General features: G+C 72.5%; 13 protein-coding genes. 4 read left to right on the top strand and 9 right to left on the bottom strand.

The window, feature by feature from the left end:
- Positions 1-30: 30 nt before the first annotated feature.
- The 3 genes from HNR57_RS23720 to HNR57_RS23710 all read left to right on the top strand — a co-directional run bounded on the left by HNR57_RS23720 (position 31) and on the right by HNR57_RS23710 (position 4,006).
- Complete coding sequence (locus HNR57_RS23720) at positions 31-1,194, top strand: substrate-binding domain-containing protein (protein ID WP_184562610.1); 1,164 nt, start codon at positions 31-33, stop codon at positions 1,192-1,194.
- Positions 1,195-1,362: 168 nt separating this feature from the next.
- Positions 1,363-2,469 carry an NAD(P)/FAD-dependent oxidoreductase gene (locus tag HNR57_RS23715; RefSeq protein WP_184562608.1) on the top strand — a complete coding sequence of 369 codons (1,107 nt, stop codon included), beginning with the start codon at positions 1,363-1,365 and terminating at the stop codon, positions 2,467-2,469.
- 133 nt (positions 2,470-2,602) lie between these two features.
- The gene (locus HNR57_RS23710; RefSeq protein ID WP_184562606.1) at positions 2,603-4,006 is read left to right on the top strand and encodes a cytochrome P450; all 1,404 of its coding nucleotides are present in this window, start codon (positions 2,603-2,605) and stop codon (positions 4,004-4,006) included.
- 254 nt (positions 4,007-4,260) lie between these two features.
- Here the strand turns inward: HNR57_RS23710 and HNR57_RS23705 are convergent, their stop codons facing one another.
- Complete coding sequence (locus HNR57_RS23705; RefSeq protein WP_313674526.1) at positions 4,261-4,866, bottom strand: response regulator transcription factor; 606 nt, start codon at positions 4,864-4,866, stop codon at positions 4,261-4,263.
- 238 nt (positions 4,867-5,104) lie between these two features.
- Here HNR57_RS23705 and HNR57_RS23700 point away from each other — a divergent pair, with 238 nt between their 5' ends.
- A complete protein-coding gene (locus tag HNR57_RS23700) occupies positions 5,105-6,586 on the top strand; it encodes an MFS transporter (protein WP_184563002.1) in 1,482 nt (493 codons plus the stop codon).
- A 16-nt stretch (positions 6,587-6,602) separates the two neighbouring features.
- Here the strand turns inward: HNR57_RS23700 and HNR57_RS23695 are convergent, their stop codons facing one another.
- The 8 genes from HNR57_RS23695 to HNR57_RS23660 all read right to left on the bottom strand — a co-directional run bounded on the left by HNR57_RS23695 (position 6,603) and on the right by HNR57_RS23660 (position 18,438).
- The gene (locus HNR57_RS23695) at positions 6,603-8,591 is read right to left on the bottom strand and encodes a GDSL-type esterase/lipase family protein (RefSeq protein WP_184562604.1); all 1,989 of its coding nucleotides are present in this window, start codon (positions 8,589-8,591) and stop codon (positions 6,603-6,605) included.
- Positions 8,592-8,750: 159 nt separating this feature from the next.
- Positions 8,751-11,660, bottom strand: a complete 2,910-nt coding sequence (locus HNR57_RS23690; RefSeq protein ID WP_184562602.1) for an ATP-binding protein — start codon at positions 11,658-11,660, stop codon at positions 8,751-8,753.
- A 193-nt stretch (positions 11,661-11,853) separates the two neighbouring features.
- A complete protein-coding gene (locus tag HNR57_RS23685; RefSeq protein WP_313674523.1) occupies positions 11,854-12,858 on the bottom strand; it encodes a (-)-alpha-amorphene synthase in 1,005 nt (334 codons plus the stop codon).
- Complete coding sequence (locus HNR57_RS23680) at positions 12,842-14,317, bottom strand: cytochrome P450 (RefSeq protein WP_184562600.1); 1,476 nt, start codon at positions 14,315-14,317, stop codon at positions 12,842-12,844. Before HNR57_RS23680 ends, HNR57_RS23685 begins: the two co-directional genes overlap by 17 nt.
- A gap of 320 nt (positions 14,318-14,637) precedes the next feature.
- The gene (locus tag HNR57_RS23675; RefSeq protein ID WP_313674520.1) at positions 14,638-15,309 is read right to left on the bottom strand and encodes a hypothetical protein; all 672 of its coding nucleotides are present in this window, start codon (positions 15,307-15,309) and stop codon (positions 14,638-14,640) included.
- A gap of 76 nt (positions 15,310-15,385) precedes the next feature.
- Entirely contained in the window at positions 15,386-15,859 is a 474-nt protein-coding gene (locus tag HNR57_RS23670; protein WP_184562598.1) for an SRPBCC family protein, read from the bottom strand.
- 9 nt (positions 15,860-15,868) lie between these two features.
- Positions 15,869-16,273: a DUF779 domain-containing protein gene (locus HNR57_RS23665; protein ID WP_184562596.1), complete on the bottom strand. Its 405-nt coding sequence runs from the start codon at positions 16,271-16,273 to the stop codon at positions 15,869-15,871.
- Positions 16,274-16,398: 125 nt separating this feature from the next.
- Entirely contained in the window at positions 16,399-18,438 is a 2,040-nt protein-coding gene (locus HNR57_RS23660) for a CocE/NonD family hydrolase (RefSeq protein ID WP_184562594.1), read from the bottom strand.
- Positions 18,439-18,451 lie beyond the last annotated feature (13 nt).

Raw genomic sequence — 18,451 nt, 5'->3', positions numbered from 1 at the left:
CCGCCGCGTCGATCCCTCACTGGAGTTCCCGTGTACCGCACCCGCAAGGCAGCCCCCGCAGTCCGCACCGCGCGGCTCGCCTCCTGCGCCCTGCTGGCCACGGCCGCCGCCCTCACCGGCTGCGAGCGCGGTTCCTCCGACGGAGCCGACGAGACCGCGACGGGCCCGAGCGGCTGCCCCGCCGTCCAGGCCAAGGCCCGGGAGGCCGTCACCCGGGCCGAGCGGGCCGACATCCCCTGGGGAGGACCCACCAGCGGCCCCCGGGCGGTGTCCGGCAAGAACCTCGTCTACGTCGCCCAGACCATGACCAACCCCGGTGTCGCGGGCGCGGCCGACGGGGTGCGGGACGCCGCGCGGGCCATCGGCTGGACCGTGCGGGTGATCGACGGCGGCGGTACCCCGGCCGGCATCCAGGCGGCCATGAGCGAAGCCGTCGCCCTGCGGCCCTCGGGCATCGTCATCGGCGGCTTCGACCCCGATTCGACGGCCCAGCAGACCGCCCGGGCCAACGAGCAGCGCATCCCGCTCATCGGCTGGCACGCGGTCCCCGAACCCGGCCCCAGCCGGCAGCCCGACCTCTTCACCAACGTCACCACCCGCGTCCGGGACGTGGCCCGCATCAGCGCGCAGTGGATCATCTCCCACTCCGACGGCCGCGCCGGGGTCGTGCTCATCACCGACGCGTCGATCCCCTTCGCGCGGAACAAGTCCGACCTGATCCGCGAGGAGCTGACGAGCTGCCAGGGGGTGCGGCTGCTCTCGGTGGAGAACATCCCGATCCCCGACGCCAGCACCCGCACCCCCCGGGAGATCTCCTCCCTGCTCTCCCGCTTCCAGGACCGCTGGACCCACTCCGTGGCCATCAACGACCTGTACTTCGCCGACGCCGCCCCCGCTTTCCGCGCCGCCGGCGAGAAGGGCTCCGGGCCGCCCTTCAACATCGGGGCCGGTGACGGCGACCCGTCCGCCTTCCAGCGCGTCAACAGCAGGCAGTACCAGGCCGCCACCGTGCCCGAGCCGCTGTCCCTGCAGGGCTGGCAGATCGTCGACGAGTTCAACCGCGCCTTCTCCGGCCGTCCCCACAGCGGGTACGTGGCCCCCGTGCACATCGCCACGGCCGGCAACAGCGACGGCGCCACCAGCTGGGACCCGTCGGGGTACCGCGAGGCCTACCGGAAGATCTGGGGGAGGTGACGGCCGGTCAGGTGCCCGATCCCTTCACGGAACATGCACGGAACCTCGGGATCCCTTTTAACTTTCAAGGGCTACTGTCGCGTCAGTCGAGTGGCCGCCGGGGGTCGATCCGAGCGGGGCCCGTCCGCGGCGGCCCTCGCTCCCCCCACCAGCACAGGAGACCCGGCTGTGTACGACGGCGACGTAGTGGTGATCGGCGGCGGCTACGCCGGTGTCCGGCTGGCCAGACGGCTGGACGGCGCGGCCCGGGTCACGCTGGTCGACCGCAAGGAGGTCTTCTTCCACCGCGTCGCCTCCCTGCGCGCGGGAGTGCGCCCCGAGTGGACGCACACGCCCTTCATCCCCTACGACCGGCTGCTGCGCCACGGCCGGGTGGCCACCGGCAAGGCCGTCCGCATCGACACCACCGAGCGGCAGGTCGTCCTCGCCACCGGCGAGCGGCTGCCGTACGACGTGGTCGTGATCGCCACCGGCGCCGACTACCCCGAGCCGGCCCGCTTCACCGGCACCACGACGGAGGAGGCGGCCAAGTCCTTCGCCGAGCACCAGCGCAACGTCGCCACGGCCGAACACATCCTGGTCGTCGGCGGCGGCCCCGGCGGCGTCGAGCTCAGTGCCGAGATCCGCCTCGCCCGCCCGGACGCCCGCGTCACCCTCGCCCACTCCGGGCCCGCCCTGCTGGACTCCACGGGCAGTGCCCGTCCGGGGCGCAAGGCCCTGGCCTGGCTGGAGTCCCACGACGTGGAGGTGCGGCTCGACTCCTTCATGTCGCCCGGCAACGACTTCGGCACCTACCGCGACGCCCGCGGCACGGTCATCGAGGCCGACCTGTCCTTCTGGGCGACCGGCACCACCCCCAACACGCTCTGGCTGCGCCTGGCCGGACACGGCGACTGGCTCAACGGAGCCGGGCACGTGAAGGTCGACCGGACGCTCCGGGTCGAGGGCAGGCTGGACGTGTTCGCCGTCGGCGACGTGAACGACGTCAGCGAACTGAAGATCACCCCCGCCGCCCTCGCCCAGGCGGACATCGCCGCCCACAACATCCGCGGCTATCTGCACAGTTCCGGCAAGCACCGCAAGGAACCGCGCTTCTACCGCCCGGTCCAGCGCACCCCGCTCATCGTGCCGTTCGGCCCCGCCGACGGACTGACCGTGCTGCCCGTGCCGGGCGGAGAGTCCGCCGTCCTCGGCAGCCGCACCACCACCCTGACCAAGGCCAAGAGCCTCATGACGCCCTACATGCGCCGCCAACTCGGTTACACGGCCGCCTGACCCGCGGGGCCGGGCCTCCCCACCACTCCACCCCCGTCGTTACCCGCGGGTTCAGCCTGGGGTAGGGTCCCACCGTTTCCGGCTACCGACTGATGGTGTGCCGGTACAGGGCGTGTCGGAGGGTGGCAAGACGATGGAATCCCAGCGGGGTGACGGCGGATCCGTGGACCTGGACGGCACGAGCCTGGATTCACTCGCTCCCGAACCGCTGCTGACCAGGGACTACGAGGTGCGTCCCGCGCTCGTGTACGAGCGGCTGCGCGAGCGGCACGGCCCGGTCGCGCCGGTCGACCTGCTGGGGGTGCCGGCCTGGCTGGTCCTCGGCTACCGCGAGTCGCTGCAGGTGCTCCAGGACGACGAAGGCTGGCCCAAGGGCCTGGAGAACTGGCGGGCCCGCACCGAGGGCAGGGTGCCGTCCGACTGGCCGCTCGGGCCCTCCCTGGAGGTCAACCACATCCTGATCCAGGGCGGCCCCGGCTACCGGCCGCTGCGCACCGCGTGGGACGTCGCCCTCAAGCCCTTCCAGGACCCCCGGCACCCCCAGGCCAAGCGCCTGAAGGCCGCCGTCACCGCCTACGCCGACGAACTGATCACCCTCGTCGGGCAGGGCGGCGCGACCGGCGTGGCGGACCTGTCCGCGCAGTTCTCCCGGCCGCTGCCGCTGATGGTGGCCAGCCATCTGCTGGGCTTCCCCGGCTCGCAGGGCGACGACGCGCTGATGGACATGTGGCGGGTGCTCGACGCCGGCCCGGACGCCGAGGCCGCCCTGGAACGCCTGCTGGCGACGCTGGCCGAACTGGCCGCGCTGAAGCTGGAGAAGCCGGGCGACGACTTCCCCTCCTACCTGCTGGCCGCCCACCCGGACCTGTCACTCGACCAGCTCGCCCGCGAGCTGTTCATGCTGCTGGGCATGACCTCCGACCACGTCGGCATCCTCATCTCCAACACCGTCGTGGAGGTCATCTCGGGCGAGGGCAGCGTACGCGCCAGCCTGTCCGCCGGCATGGTCAGGGAGAGCATGAACCGGGTGGTCATGCGCAAGCCGCCCCTGGTCAACTTCGTCCCGCGCTTCGCGGCCCGGGACACCCCGCTCGGCAACTACACGATCCGGGAGGGCGACCCCGTGTGGGTCTCCCCGGGCGCCGCGCACGCCGACCCGCTCTTCGCCGACCACGTCGCCTCGGGCACCACCATCAGCACCCGGGCCCACCTGTCCTGGGGAGCCGGACCGCGCCAGTGCCCGGCGCGGGAACTCGCCTCGGCCGTGGCGGCGGCCGGTGTGGGGCGCCTGTTCGAGCGGTTCGACCACCTCGACCTCGCCCTGCCCGCCGACCAACTGCCCTGGCGCTCCTCGCCGTTCATGCGGGGCCTGCGCTCCCTGCCGGTGCGGTACGAACTCGCCTCCGTGCCGCCCCCGCGGCCGTGGGCGGACGCCCCCGCGCCGGGCGTGGCCGAGGAGGTCCTGCCGGACCCGGCCGCGCGGCAGCGCTCCTCGCTGTGGCGCTACCTGACGGGCCTCATCCGCGGCGGCCGCTGACCTGGCAGGACCGGGTCGAACGCCCATCCCGCACCGGCGTTCCTCACGGTCCCGGGATGACGCTTTCACGCCGCAGACGTGACAAAAGGTGCTGGTCCGGAGGGCGCCCGCTCTGCGATGCTCGTGACAGATCCCGGGACAGGGCGCGAGGGCCCGCGGGGGCCGGGCAGGTACACCTCGATGACCTGCCCGGCCGTTCTTCTGTCAGGGGGCGGGACGGGGGTGGAACAGGGGGCGTGAACCGGGGGCGGGGCTCACACCCAGCCCGACTCCGTGGCGATCCGGACCGCGTCGATCCGACTGCGGCCGCCCGTCTTCCGGGTGATCGCCGACAGATGGTTGCGGACCGTCGCGGCGGACAGGCACAGCCGCTCCGCGATCTCCCGCGTGGGCGTACCCTCGGCGGTCAGCCGCAGCACCTCCACCTCCCGCGGGGTCAGCGGGTTCGCACCCGCGTCCAGCGCGGCCAGCGCGAACTCGGGGTCGACGAACCGCTGCCCCCGCACCAGCTTGCGGACTCCGTGGACCAGCCGGTCCGGCGGGGCGTTGGAGCTGATGACCCCCGCGGCGTGCAGGTCGAGCAGTCGGCGCAGCCGCTCGGGTGTCGTCGAGGCCATCATCAGCAGCATCCGGCACTCCGGCAGCCGCGCCCGCAGCTCGCCCCGGACGGCGACCTCCTCGCCCTCCCTGGAGTCCACGCCGATCACCGCCACGTCCGGCCGGCAGCCCAGGGCACGCGCGACCACGTCACCGTTGCCGTCGGCCTCGGCGACGACCTCGATGTCGTCCTCCCGCGACAGCAGAGCGGCGAACGCTCCCCGCACGAGACGGGTCTGCTCGACGAGAAGAACGCGGATCACGATCGCTCCCTTCCGCCGTACGCGGCCCGCAGGGCCACCTTGACCGGATTATCCCCGCACAGCGCGTGAAATTCAGTCCGAGCCGCAGCGCAGCAGGTCACCGGGGCCGCCGGTGATCGAGTGGTGAGGCCTGGGGGGCCGGGCGTACCGTCGAACGGTGGACACCGCAGGCAGCAGCCCGCAGCCGGCTTCACCACAGACGACCACCACCAGGGAATCCGGTGGTGGCGGCAACGCGATGGCGCTGCTGGTCATCGCCTCGTGCCAGTTGATGGTGGTCCTCGACATCACCATCGTGAACATCGCGCTGCCGCACATCCAGAGCTCGCTGGAGTTCTCCACCACGAGCCTGTCCTGGGTGGTGAACGCCTACACCCTGACCTTCGGCGGTCTGCTGCTGCTCGGCGGCCGGGCCGGAGACATCCTGGGCCGGCGGCGCGTCTTCATCTTCGGCGTGCTGCTCTTCGTGCTCGCCTCCCTGCTCGGCGGATTCGCCCAGAACGCCGGACAACTCCTCGGCGCGCGCGCCCTGCAGGGCGTCGGCGGCGCCATCGCCTCCCCGACCTCCCTCGCCCTGATCAGCACCACCTTCCGCGAGGGACCGGAACGCAACCGCGCCTTCGGGGTCTTCGCCGCGGTCTCGGCCGGCGGCGGTGCGATCGGCCTGCTCGCCGGCGGCATGCTGGTGGAGTGGCTGAACTGGCGGTGGGTGCTGTTCGTCAACGTGCCCATCGGCCTGCTCATCGTGCTCGCCACACCGCGCTACATCAGGGAGTCCGAACGCCACCCCGGGCGCTTCGACATCACCGGCGCGCTCACCTCCACCGCGGGCATGGTGCTGCTCGTCTACGGCTTCATCAGAGCCGCGCAGGACGGCTGGCGGGATCCGCTCACCCTCGCCTCGTTCGCCGGAGCGGTCATCGTCCTGGCGGCCTTCATCCTGGTCGAACGCCGTTCGAAACAGCCCATCACGCCACTGCACATGTTCGCCGACCGCAACCGCGCGGGCACCTACGGCATCATGCTGTGCCTGGCCGCCGCCATCTTCGGCATGTTCTTCTTCCTCACGCTCTTCGTGCAGAACGTCCTCGGATTCAGCCCGCTCGCGGCCGGCCTTGCCTTCCTGCCGGTCAGCGCGGTCATCGCCGTCGGCGCCGGACTGGCCTCACGGTTCCTGCCCCTGTACGGGCCCAAGCCGTTCATGGTGGTGGGCGCGATCCTGGCGGCGGCGGGGCTGGCCTGGCTGACCCTCACCGACGTCCACTCCACCTACGCGGGCAGCGTCCTCGGACCGATGCTCGTCTTCAGCCTGGGCATGGGCATGGAGTTCGTGTCCCTGACCCTCATGGCGCTGTCCAACGTGCCCACGCCGGAGACCGGCGCGGCCTCCGGACTCCTCAACGCCACCCAGCAGGTCGGCGGCTCACTCGGACTGTCCATCCTGGTCACGATGTACGGCACGGCCAGCACCAACGAGGCGGACAAGCAGATCCCGGCCTTCCTGGAGCAGGCGACCCCGGCCGAGCGCATCCGGTTCGAACGAACCGGGCAAGTGCCCAAACCCTGGTCCGACGAGATCCTCACCGCCGGCGTCTCGGCCGCCTTCATCATGGCGGCGATCTTCACCGCCGTCGCCGCGCTGATCGCCCTGCTCGTCATCCAGGTCCGGCCCTCCGACCTCGAACGCCTCAAGGGCGGAGCGGGCCCCGGCCCGATGTGAGGCCCGCCCCGGGCCGCTACGCCCCGATCCGCGCCGCGATCACCGGTGCCAGCCGGTCGGCGATGACCCGGTGTCCCCGGTCGTTGGGATGCACCGAGTCCGACAGATCGCCCGACCCCAGCCAGCCGGTCGTGTCCACGAAGGACACCCGCGCGTCACCCCCGGCGACGGCGGCCCTGACCGCGGCCTCGGTCTGCGGGACGAACCGCCCGCGGAACGTCTCCAGCGCGAAGATCCACGCCTGCGGATACGCGGCCCGCACCTTGCGCAGCAGACTGCTGTACGCCGACTGGAACTGCGCCGCACTCACCCCGTGCCCGACGTCGTTGGTGCCGAGGTTGATCACGACCGCGTCGGCCCGGTAGCGGGAGAAGTTCCAGTCGGGCGTCGCCGCGTTCGGGTCGAGTTTGGTGAACTGCCGCTCCAGCCCCACGCACCCGTCCGCCGCGGCCACAAGGCACGCCCCGCCCTGCGCGATCTGCGTGTGCTCGACGCCCAGCCGCTCCCCGATCAGCCAGCCGTACGCGGTACGGGCGTTCTGCGAGGTCGTCGTGCCCACGGTGATCGAGTCGCCGACGAACTCGACCAGTTTCGCCGGGGCCGGCGGTGCGAACGTCGTCGCGCCGCTGTCCAGGACCAGCCCCTGGAAGACCGCGTCGCCCTTGTACGACCCGGCCACCACCTGGTAGTTGACCTGGAGTGTGTGGTTGCCGGGGGAGAGGGGCGCCGGGGTCAGGTTCACCGTCCCCTTGACATCGTCGTAGAACGTCACGGGCCCGTTGTCGATCCGCGCCCACAGGTCGATCGTGCCGCGCTGCTTCAGCTTGACCGTGCGGCCGGTGAAGCCGGCCCGGTAGTACGCGCCGGCCCAGTACGGGGTGTAGGCGGTGCTGGAGCTCGTCGTGTCCCAGCGGCCGACGAACTTGATGTTCGGGTCGCCGGGCTGCCCGGGGGCCGCCGCCTTCACCGCGGCGCCGCTGCCGAGCCGGGCGCGCACGACCGGGGCCAGCCGCTCGGCGAACCGGGTGTGACCCGCCTCGTTCGGGTGCCCGTTGCCGTCCTCGTAGTCGGCGCCGTCCGTGAGCCAGCCCGTCGTGTCGACGAAGTGCACCCGCGCGTCACCCGCGCTGTTGCGGGCACCGACGGCGGCCCTGGTCTCGCCGACGTAGCGCTTCTTCAGCGTCTGCACCGCGAAGAGGTGCGCCGTGGGGTACTTGGCGCGCACGTCCCTCAGAAACGTGGTGTACGCCGCCTGGAACGCGGCGCCGGACACGCCGTGCCCGATGTCGTTGGTGCCGAGGTTGATGACGACGGCATCGGCACGGTAGCGGGAGAAGTCCCAGTTCGTGCCGCCCGTGCTCGCCGTCCTGAAGAACTGCCCGCTCAGCCCGGTGCACCCGGACTGCGCGACGAGGCAGTAGCCGGACCGGGCGATCTGGGTGTGCCGCATGCCCAGCCGCTCGCCGGTCTTCCAGGCGTACGAGTCCAGCGCCAGCCGGTCGGTGAGGGCCCCGGCCGTGATGGAGTCGCCGACGAACTCCACCAGGCCGGCCGGGGGACCGGCGGCGACGGTCCGGGCCCCCGGGTCCAGGACCAGGCCCTGGAAGACGGTGTCGCCGGATCGGTAGGTCAGGCGCAGGGTGTGGGTGCCGGGGGACAGCGGCCGGGGAGTGAGGTCCACCGTGCCGCGCACGCCGGCGTGGAAGACGTCGGGGCCGCCGTCGACGCTCGCGTAGAAGTTGACCGCGTTCCTGGCCCTGACCTTGACGGTGGTGCCGGTGAAGCCGGTCTGCAGATAGGCGCCGGTCCAGTTGGGCACCGCGGCGGTGCCCGAGGAGGTGTCCCAGCGCCCGACGTAGGCGATGTCGGGATCGGACACCGAGCCGTCGCCCGGCGCGGCCTGAGCGGGTGAGCCGCCGGCCCAGGACAGCAGGCAGGCCATGAGCGCGGCAACGACAAGGGCCGGCAGGGCACGTCTCGGGGAGGTGTGGGGGGAGTTCTGCACGGGGTTCCCTTCACGTGGGGGGTGGAGTGGGAGCGCTCCCAAAGCAGTCTTCCGAGAGAACCAGTGAAACGGTTCAGCGTCAAGTGGTGGATGTGAAAGGGAAGTTGACAAGCCGACGACCGGTGACCACCGCGGTGGCCCTCCGATCGCCGGCACACGTCACTGCCGTGGCCGGGGGAACGTCTCCAAGGCCTCGGCCAGGCCCGCCGGATCCGTGCCGATCTTGCGGTACACGGACGAGAGCAGGTGCCGCACCCCTTGCTCGGTGAGGTGCAGTTCCTGGGCGACCACGGCCGGGGCGTGGCACCCCGCCGTCATCTCGGCGGCCTTGCGCTCCTGCGCGGTGAGCGTGTCCGTCTGCGCGTACCGCAGGGGCAACGGGCGCAGTCCCGCCGCGGACAGTTCCCGCCTGGCCCGGGCGGCGAGGCCCTCGGCACCGCAGTGAACCGCGCCTTCCAGGCCCTGGTAGAGCCGGTCGGCGGCGTCGTGCAGGCGGCCGGCGCGGGCCAGCGCGGCACCGTGGCCGACCAGGGCACGGGCCAGTTCGTACGCGGCCGGAGACCGCTGCAGATGGTCGACGGCCTGCGCGTGCAGGTCGAGCCCCGCCTCACCGCACGTCACCTCCGCCTCGGCGTGCAGCGCCTGGCCGATCGCGGATGCCGCGCCGAAGTCCCGGGCCCGCTTCACGGCGTCCCGCGCGTGACGCACCGCCCGGTCGGGAGCACTGCGGGACAGAGCGGAGGCCAGCCCCAGCTGCCAGGGGCACCACGCGGGGTTGCGCCAGTCCCGGCCGTCCAGCCACTCGCCGACGCGGGACAGCAGGGGAGCGGCGTCCTCGGGCCGGCCCTCCGCCAGGAGCAGCTCGGCGTAGACGGTGCGCGGGTCGGGGTAGATGACGGCGTTCGGGATGGCGTCGCCGTACTGGTACTTGTCGGCGAGCCAGCGTGCCGCCACGACGCGGCCGCGGGCCAGCAGGGTCTGGATCAGGATGCCGATGGCGAACCACTGGGCGGGCACCGCGCCTTCCACCCGGTCGGCGATGCCCAGGCCCTCCCGCACCAGGTTCTCGGCCTCGGCGAGGCAGCCGCGACGGTACCGGATGTACCCGGAGAGCGTCTGGCCCAGGGCCAGATGGGAGCCGCGCCAGCCCTTCGACTCGCACTCGGCCATGCCCTTGGCGAAGAGTTCCTCGGCCCGCCGCGGCTGGTCGCAGTACATGAACACCAGCGCGACCGAGACAGGCACCTCGAAGCCCCGGTTCTCATGGGTCCAGCTCAGTCCGCCGCGCAGGGCCTCCTCGGCGTACGCGAGGGCCCTCTGCCGGGGCTCGCCGCACATCATGGCGTCCCAGGCACGCAACCCGAGGATGTAGCGCTCCTCCAGACCGCGGCCGCGCAGCCGGTCGGCGAGCCGGGCCAGCGCCCGCGACCGGCCGGACGAGTCCGCCTCGTCGGTGCGGAACGCGCTCCACACGAAGTGGTCGGCCTGCATCCGCAGCCGGATCCGGGGATGGGCGTCGGCCCGCCGCGCCTCGTCGTCGGCCACCGTCGCGGCCTCCGCCATCCGGTCGGTGTGGGCCAGCGCCTGGGTCAGCCGGTACACCATCGAGGCACGCAGCTCGGGGTCGATGCCCGGTTCCGCGAGCGCCTCCCGCAGATGCGCCACGGTGGCCGTGGGCTTGATGAGGAACGTCGCGCAGGCGAGTTCGTGGAGCAGCGCGGCGCGCTGCTCCGGCAGCGGTGGCTCCTGCAGGGCCCGGTTCAGCAGCCGCCGGGCCGCTTCCGGGGCACCGGAGTGCAGGGCTTCACGGGCCGCCTCCCGCAGGCAGGCGACAGCCTCGGGCCTGCCGTCGCAGGGCACCTCCAGCAGGTGCCGGGCCGCGGCGGCGTGGCCGAGCCCCGCCGCCCGCACGGCCTCCGCGGCCGAGTTGTGCATGCCCTCCCGCAGGCCCGGATTGATGGACCGGTAGATCGTGGTGGCGATCAGCGGGTGGAGGAACTCCAGGCTCCCGCCGGGCCCCTCGCCGTCGGCCAGGATGCGGGCGGCGCGCAGCTTCTCCGTGGCCTCGTCCGCCGCCGTGCTGCCGATCGCCGCGATACGGGCGGCCAGTTCCGGGGAGATGGCCTGCCCGAGGACGGCCGCGGCGTAGGCGAAGCGGACGGTGGTGGTGCCGAGCCCCCGCAGCCGCTCGATCAGCCCGGGCCCCTTCACCGCGGCGGCCAGGTTCCGCATCGCGGGCAGGTCCTCGCTGGTGCCCCTCAGGTTGCGCTCGCCGAGCCGGATGGAGAGTTCCACCGCCTCGAACGGGCTCCCGCCGGTGGCCTCCCAGCACTCCTCGCAGAACGCGTCCTCGGCGTCCTCGCCCACCTCGTCCCGGACGATCCGCGCCACCGCCCCGGCGCTGAGCGGCGCCAGGGTGAAGGGACGGATCCCCAGGTCGGCGGACGGGGCGCTGAACGCGGCCGCCTCAAGGGGCAGTTCGGGCCGGAAGGCGACGACGATCAGCAGCGACAGGTCCGCGGCCCGGGGCGCGAACGAAGCCAGCCAGGTCAGTGATTCGACGTCGGCCCAGTGCAGATCGTCCAGCAGCAGGACCACGGGCGTCTTCATCACCGCGAGGCGCGTCATCACCCAGTCCAGACCGTCACGCACCCCGGTCGGGTCCGGGACATGGCCGCTCGGCGTGGCGACCAGGCCGAGCGCTGCCGCGACGATGTCGTACCAGCCGCCCAGGAACGTCCGGAGCTCCCGCTCGTCCATCGACGCCAGCGCGGGCTGGACGACCTGGCGCACCACGTGGAACGCCAGCTCCTGCTCCTTCTCACCGCCCCTGCCCGACAGCACGGTGCACCCCTGCGCCCGGGCGCGGGCCCGGGCCTCGGTCAGCAGGGCCGTCTTGCCCATCCCTCCCGGCCCGGTGAAGGCGAGGAGCCCCCCGCGCGGCGCCTGCGGCACGCCGTGAGCGGTGTCCCGCAGGGCCTTCAGCGCCGAGTCGAGCGCCCGGAGTTCCTTGCGGCGCTCGAGCAACGGCCGGGTCTCGGGCGTGGGTTGCCGCAGCTCATTGGCCATGTGCCGTACCGCTTCCTGTCGTCGGCCATCGGGAGGCAGCGCGAGCGTACGCCTCCCGACGACCACCGTTCCGGATTCCGGAACGAGCACGACGAAGAAGGGTGAATGACCTGCTAAAGCCGCGTGAAGTGCGGATTCCGCGGGTACCGTGACTCGAATGGGCACCCGCCCCGCCACCTGGCGAAGCGCCTCCTCACCGCAGAGCCGGGGCCCCGGCGTCCGCGTAGCGCGGCACGGTGCGGGACCAGTAGTAGCAGCCGCGGATCCAGCCGGCCATGCCTTCCACGTAGCCGACGCCCGAAGGGCTCAACTCCGGTTCGATCTCGGCCCGGACACTCTCGAACTCGCGGATCGTGCGGTTGATCTGCTGGATGGCCAGGGTGACGGCCACCGGCAGGGGGCACTGGTGCGCCCGCTGGTAGGCGAGGGCGAGGTTGATCATGCCGCCGGACCGCTGCTCCTTGACCGCGGAGAAGAGGTCGGGGATCCACACCGCCGCGTCGGCCGACAGCCGGCTCAGGCGCCGCATGAGCGGGTGATGGAGTTCCCCGGGGGTCAGCTCGCACGGCTGGGCGGCCTCGCACAGCGGGTGGAAGGGCTCGACGCCCGCGGTGAGGGACCGTATCGAGGTGCACAGCCCGGACCGCAGGGGGGAGGGGTGGGTCTGGGCCACCGCCTCGTACAGCAGTCCGTGCACGTACTCGCGGCTCTTCCAGGCCCAGCGCGCGGCCTGGGCCGGTGTGCACCGGTCACGGACCTGCCGGTAGAGGTCGGACAGGGCGGCTCCCAGCGGTGAGGCGGGCGGTGCGCCGTCCCGCAGGATCGCGGTGCTCTCGCACAGCATGGGCAGCAACTCGCCGGGCCGGTGCCGGCCGACCTCCTCGGCCCGGTCGTCGAAGACGAACTGGTAGGCGATCTGGCGGGCGACGAGTTGCAGAACGCCGGGATCCGCGTCAGGGCTGTTGTAGGACGCCAGCTCCGCCGGGCGGGTGCAGGCAATCATGGCCGGGACCCCCGGCTCCTCGCTCAGCCCGGTGGCGCGCAGCCAGTGGTCGACCCCTGCCGCGGCGGCCGCTTCGTGCGGACTGCGCCGGAACGGGAACGGCATGTAGAGGTGAGCGTCGATCAGCTCCCCCAAGGTGGTCAAGGGCATCACATCCTGCGCGACGGCCGCCCGTTCCTCATGCGTGGTGGACACCGTTGTCACCGTCCCTCCGGGTCTTCTCCGGCCCGGACGCCGCCGTCGGGGAACGGGGCGCGAGTGCCACGGCGTGCGGCGCGGTGCCGCCCGGTGCGTCCGCGCGTGCGGTGCAGATCATCGTCAGCGACCTCGGTCCCAGTGTCGCCCCGGGGCGCAGGGGTGCGACGCGCCCGGCCGGATGACGTAGCCGCCAGCGACCGGCGACGGTCGCGAGGGCCACCGTCATCTCGGCCATGGAGAACAGGTCGCCGATGCACTTGCGGCTGCCCGCGGCGAACGGGATCAGCGCCCCGTGCGGACCGGAGGGGGTCTCGCCCTCCAGCCAGCGCTCGGGCAGGAACCGGTCGGGCTCGGGGAACGACGCGGGATCGTGGTGCAGGAGATACGGGCTGTAAAGGACCGTGGTCCCCCGCGGCAGCAGCCGTCCGGCCAGCTCCGTCTCCCGGGTCGTGACCCGCGTGAAGAGCCAGCCGGGCGGGGAGTGGCGCAGCGTCTCGGTGAGGACGGACCGGGTGTAGACCAGACGCGGCAGGTCGTCGGCGTCCGGTAGCCGGCCGTCGAGGACGGTGTCGACCTCGGCGTGCAGCCGCCGCTCGGCCTCCGGGTGCCGGGCCAGCAGGCTGAAGGCGGAGGCCAGGCACATCGAGGGGCTTTCGGAACCGGTGAGCAGGAGGGACACCAACTGGTCGTGCACCTCCCGGTCACTGACCGGGATCCCGCCGTCCTCGGCCTCGGCGGCGGCCAGCAGGAGCCCCAGCAGGTCGTCGCGGGCAGTGCCCCGGCGGCGCTCGGCGACGGCCGCGTCGATGAGCTCGCGCACCCGCTCCACCGCACGCCGGTAGCGGCGGTTCGCGGGCGTGGGAAGACGGAACAGTGCGTCGACCGGAACGACCGTGCGGACGAACAGGCCGCGGACGATGGCGGCGAGGCAGTGCCGCACCTCGTCGGCCGCGGCGGGGGAGAGCGAGTCGGACAGCAGGACCCGGCTGATCAGCCGGGTCGTCAGACCCAGCGTGGCCGCACTGACATCGATCCGCTGCCCGCTGCGCCAGTCGCGGCACAGCGACTCGGCCTCCTCGGCCATCACGTCCGTCTGCGCGGCGACGCCGGCGGGGCGGAAGGTGGGTTGCAGCAGCCGGCGCTGGCGCAGGTGCTGCGCATGGGGGCAGGTCACGACACCATCACCCATCAGCGCCCGCAGCCTCTCGTACTGCGGCCCGCCCTTGTCGAACGTGCGGGTGTCCCGGAGCATCCGGTGCACCAGTTCCGGGTGACACACCATCCACGCCCGCTGGGGGCCCAGGCGTACCTCCACGAGATCGCCCCGCGCGGGAAGAGAATTCAGAAACTCCAGCGGTCGGCGGAACAAGGCGATACCGTGGCCGATGGAAGGGAATATGCCTGGAGCAGTACCAACCGTCCATGCCTGTTCCGATTCAGGAACGCAGCCGTTCATGGAATACCACCTGCTTCAGTTCGACCTGGGAAAACGGTGACGTTTCATCGATGTGGCGCTTGCACCATGTCCTGCCCAGTTCAAGCCTGCCGTCGACGAGGCGAACCCTTTCTCCGGGGGGCGCACGGGTGCACAGGGAAGGCGCTGGGGGAATCACTTCCGATGCACGTCCCGCCACCGGTGTTCTTGGCCCGTCAGTCGGGCTTCCCGGGGCGTTTCAAGGTCTTTTCCATATGCACAGATCTGGCTGAGGAATGCCGTTGTGAGTGACCGGTGAGCATCCCGTCCGACGGAAGGACGGGATGCCGACCGGACCCCTGTCAGGTACGGCGGTAACTCTCGGGCGGCGCCAGGTACCCGCCCGCCGCCCCGCCCGTGTCGATCACGATCTGGTCGACCGCCATCCCCGGATCCACCATGAAGACCCTCAGCACATGCTCACCGGGCGCGGACACCGTCACCCGGGCCGTCAGCTTCTCGACGCCCTCCTCCACGTTGCGGACCCACGCGTCGCCCCGGTTGCCTGTGGCGATGGCCTGTCCGGACAGGACCGCCGGCGGCTGGTCGTCGAGGCCGACCGCGAGGCGCCGCTCGCCGCGTTCGTCCAGGGAGGGCAGCCGGAAGACCGTCACTGGGAACGTGCCGGCCGTCGTGAAACGGACCCGGTACCGCAGCTCCGGTGAGCCGGCGGTGAGGTCCTCGGTGACCGGCTGTGCCGTCGTCGGCACCGCCTCCACGGCGGCCGTACGGCGGCCCAGCCCGCGTACGATCCGCCACCGCGCCCCGCCGCGCGGCACCTCGCGGTCGAAGTGCGCGGCGTCGACCGACACATAGCCGTGGGCCTCGACGAAGCCGCGGGCCCGCCGGCGCGCCCGTTCCCCGTCGTTGACGACCAGCAACGGCACCTGGATGCTCCGCCCGCCGCCGGTGAAGGCCAGTGCCGGACGGTGTGTGCCCTCCGGTGCCCGGGTCCAGTCGATCTCGGCCCACACCCGACGCCCCGCACCTGGAGGGGCTGGGCCGTGCGCTGCCGTCGGTGTGCGCCGGCCCATGAGAAGCCCTCGCCGGTCAGGAAGAACCGTCGGCCTCGACGAGGCGGGCCAGGTTCGCCAGGGCCATGCGCGTGCCCGTCTCGTTGTCGGCGGCGGGCACGGCGTCGGGGATGCCCTCGTGGACCATGAGGACGTCGGTGCCGCCGCCGCCCGGCGCGTCGGACAGCGTGGTCGTCAGCGTCATGGCGCCGCGCAGCGCGGGGTCGGCGGCCTCGAACTCCAGCACCTCGACCACCTGCTCGTCCGGCACCAGTTGCGCGAAGTGGCCGTGGTAGGTGTCGGTGTGCGCGGCCGACTTCCCTGAGGCGTCCGGCGCTTCGTAGGTGAGCGACACACGGAACCTGCCGCCCACGCGGGCGTCGAACTCGTGCACCTCGCCGGTCATCCCTTCAGGCACCCGCCAGCGCGCGATCGCCTCGGCGCTCACCAGCGCCCGGTAGACGGCGGCACGGGGAGCGTCGACATGGCCGGAGACCCGGGACGTGTACATCGGCCCACCCTAGGCCTCGCGGTCCGCCCCGTTCGGCAGGGGCGGTTCCGCGTCGAGGCGGCGCAGTTCCTCGTCGGTGAGGAGTCGGGAGCGGAGCAGGAAGCGGACGCCCTCCGGGGCCTCCAGCGAGAAGCCGCTGCCGCGGCCGGGGACCACGTCCACGGTGAGATGGGTGTGCGACCAGTACGTGAACTGGTCCGCGCTCATCCAGAACGGGGTGTCCCCGGCCACGTGCCCCAGCAGGACGTCCGAGGCGCCGACCCGGAACTCGCCGCGCGGGTAGCACATCGGGGCGCTGCCGTCGCAGCAGCCGCCGGACTGGTGGAACATCACCGGCCCGTGCGTCCCGGTCAGCCGCCGCAGCAGTTCCTCGGCTGCGGGGGTCAGTTCGACACGTCCTGTGCGCACGGTCATGTGGTCCTCCTGGCGGCGACGGCGGGGTCGGTAACCGGTCCGTATCGCGAGTCGCCAGTATCCGCCCGGGGACGGGCAGGAGGCCACAGGGCGGGAGCGGTCCCGCCCCGCTGCGGTGCCGCCGGCTACAGCAGGTCCCGGGGGACCTGCTCGTTCCAGGTGCGGGAGAAGACCCGGCGGCCGCCCTCGTACGCGTCGAGGGTCGCGTCGACGAAGAAGTCCGTCTCGTCGCACGTCAGCCGGGTGCTGGTCACCACCCGCACGTCCCAGTCGTCCCGCTGGAACCGCATGGTCCACGTGGTCTCGCCGCCGGCCGAGGTGAAGTCGTCGGCGACCGCGGTGTAGCGCTCGTGGGCGCGGCGGCCGGCCTCCAGGCCGATGTCCTCGAAGCGGACGGTGCCCCGGTCCTTCACGATGTCCAGCTCGGAGCGGTAGTCGATCAGGTCCCGCTTGACCTCCCAGCGCTCCTCCGGGGGTGTCACCTGGGTCATGGCGAGCGGGGGAGTGCCCTCGGGTTCGCCGAAGGGGGACGACGGCGCGTCGTCCGGCTCGTCGACGGGCCGTACCGGCAGGGTGAGCGTGCTGGAGTGCTCGTGGACGCCGAGCAGCGCGGGCTTGGGCGCCGGCCAGGCCAGCGGCCAGTACGACGTCGACAGGGACAGCCGGATGCGGTGGCCCGGCGGGAACGCCTGCGCCACACCGTTCAGCGGGATGGTGGCCCGGTAGCGCCGGCCCGGCTCCAACGGCTCGGGGGATTCGGTGCTGTCACGGCGGGTCAGGTTCAGGATGCCGTAGGAGACGCGGGTCGCGGCCCCGTCGGGGCTCACGTCGGACAGCCGCGCGGCCACCATGGCGACCGGCTCGCTGACCGACAGGTCGAGCTCCACGCTCGGCGAGCCGAGGATCTCCACCGGCTCGGTCAGCGGCTCGCTGTCGAAGACGAGCGAGCCGCCGTCCTCCTCCCGCTGGTCGTAGGGCAGGTCCGGGGGCGCGTTGTAGGAGGCCCACTTGCCGGCGAACTGGCCGACGGACAGCGGCGAGCGCACGGTCATCGCCGCACCGCCCTCGGAGGGCGCCGCCCCAGCGTCCTGCGCGGGCCCGATCGTATGCCGGGTGAGCGGGTGCGTGACGGGCCGGATGTGCGGGGACGGCCAGTCCGGCTCGCCGACCCAGCGGCCCGGCCGCTCCTCGTAGGACGTGGAGGGCGGCACGCTGTCCTGCATCCACGCCAGCAGCATGGGGCCGTCCATGACGCCGTTGTCGACGCCCTTGAGCCAGTGGTCCCACCACCGCACCAGCTCTTGGAGGTAGCCGATCGCCGGGCCGGGCTCCCCGAGGTGCGGGAACTTGTGCGACCAGGGTCCGATCAGCCCCTTGCGGGGCACGTCCAGGTTCCCGAGCAGCCGGGTCACGGCGTTGGAGTAGCCGTCCGCCCAGCCGCTGGAGGCCAGGACCGGGCAGCGCACGCTCGTGTAGTCCTCGCACACCGAGGCGTGCCGCCAGTAGTCGTCGCGCCGCTGGTGACGCAGCCACTCCAGCACCCAGGGCTCGGTGTTCTCCAGCCGCTCGTGCCACATCCCGCGCCAGCGGTCGCCGACCACGGCCGGGTCGGGCGGGCAGGTGCCGTAGGCGAACATGGTGCCCGCCTCGGCCAGGTTGTCCGACAGCAGGGCGCCGCCCATGTAGTGCATGTCGTCGGCGTGCCGGTCGTCGGTGAACGAGGCGATGGCGATGGCCTTCAGGCTCGGCGGCCGGCGGGCCGCCACCTGGAGCGCCGCGAACGCGCCCCAGGAGATGCCCATCATGCCCGTGCCGCCGTCGCACCAGTGCTGCTCCGCCAGCCAGGCCAGGATCTCCTCGGCGTCCGCCTGCTCCCGCTCCAGGTACTCGTCGCGCAGCACGCCCTCGGAGTCGCCGGTGCCGCGCAGGTCGACGCGGACACACGCGTAGCCGTGCCCGGCGAGATAGGGGTGGTGGATCGAGTCCCGTACGGCCGTCAGATCGCGCTTGCGGTACGGGATGTACTCCAGCACCGCCGGCACCGGCTCCTGGTCCGAGGAGGTGGGGCGCCAGATGTGCGCTGAGAGCCGGACCCCGTCGGACATCGGGATCGTGACGTGCTCCTCCTCCTTCGTCTCGTACGGCAGGTTGGTCACGTAACGCATGGAACCCACGTGC

Origin of the sequence: Streptomyces paradoxus, from assembly GCF_014202475.1 — a bacterium.
In the GTDB taxonomy this organism is placed as follows: Bacteria; Actinomycetota; Actinomycetes; order Streptomycetales; family Streptomycetaceae; genus Streptomyces; species Streptomyces paradoxus.
The sequence above is the reverse complement of the archived record's forward strand: the minus strand, read 5'-3'. Positions and strand labels throughout refer to the sequence as shown.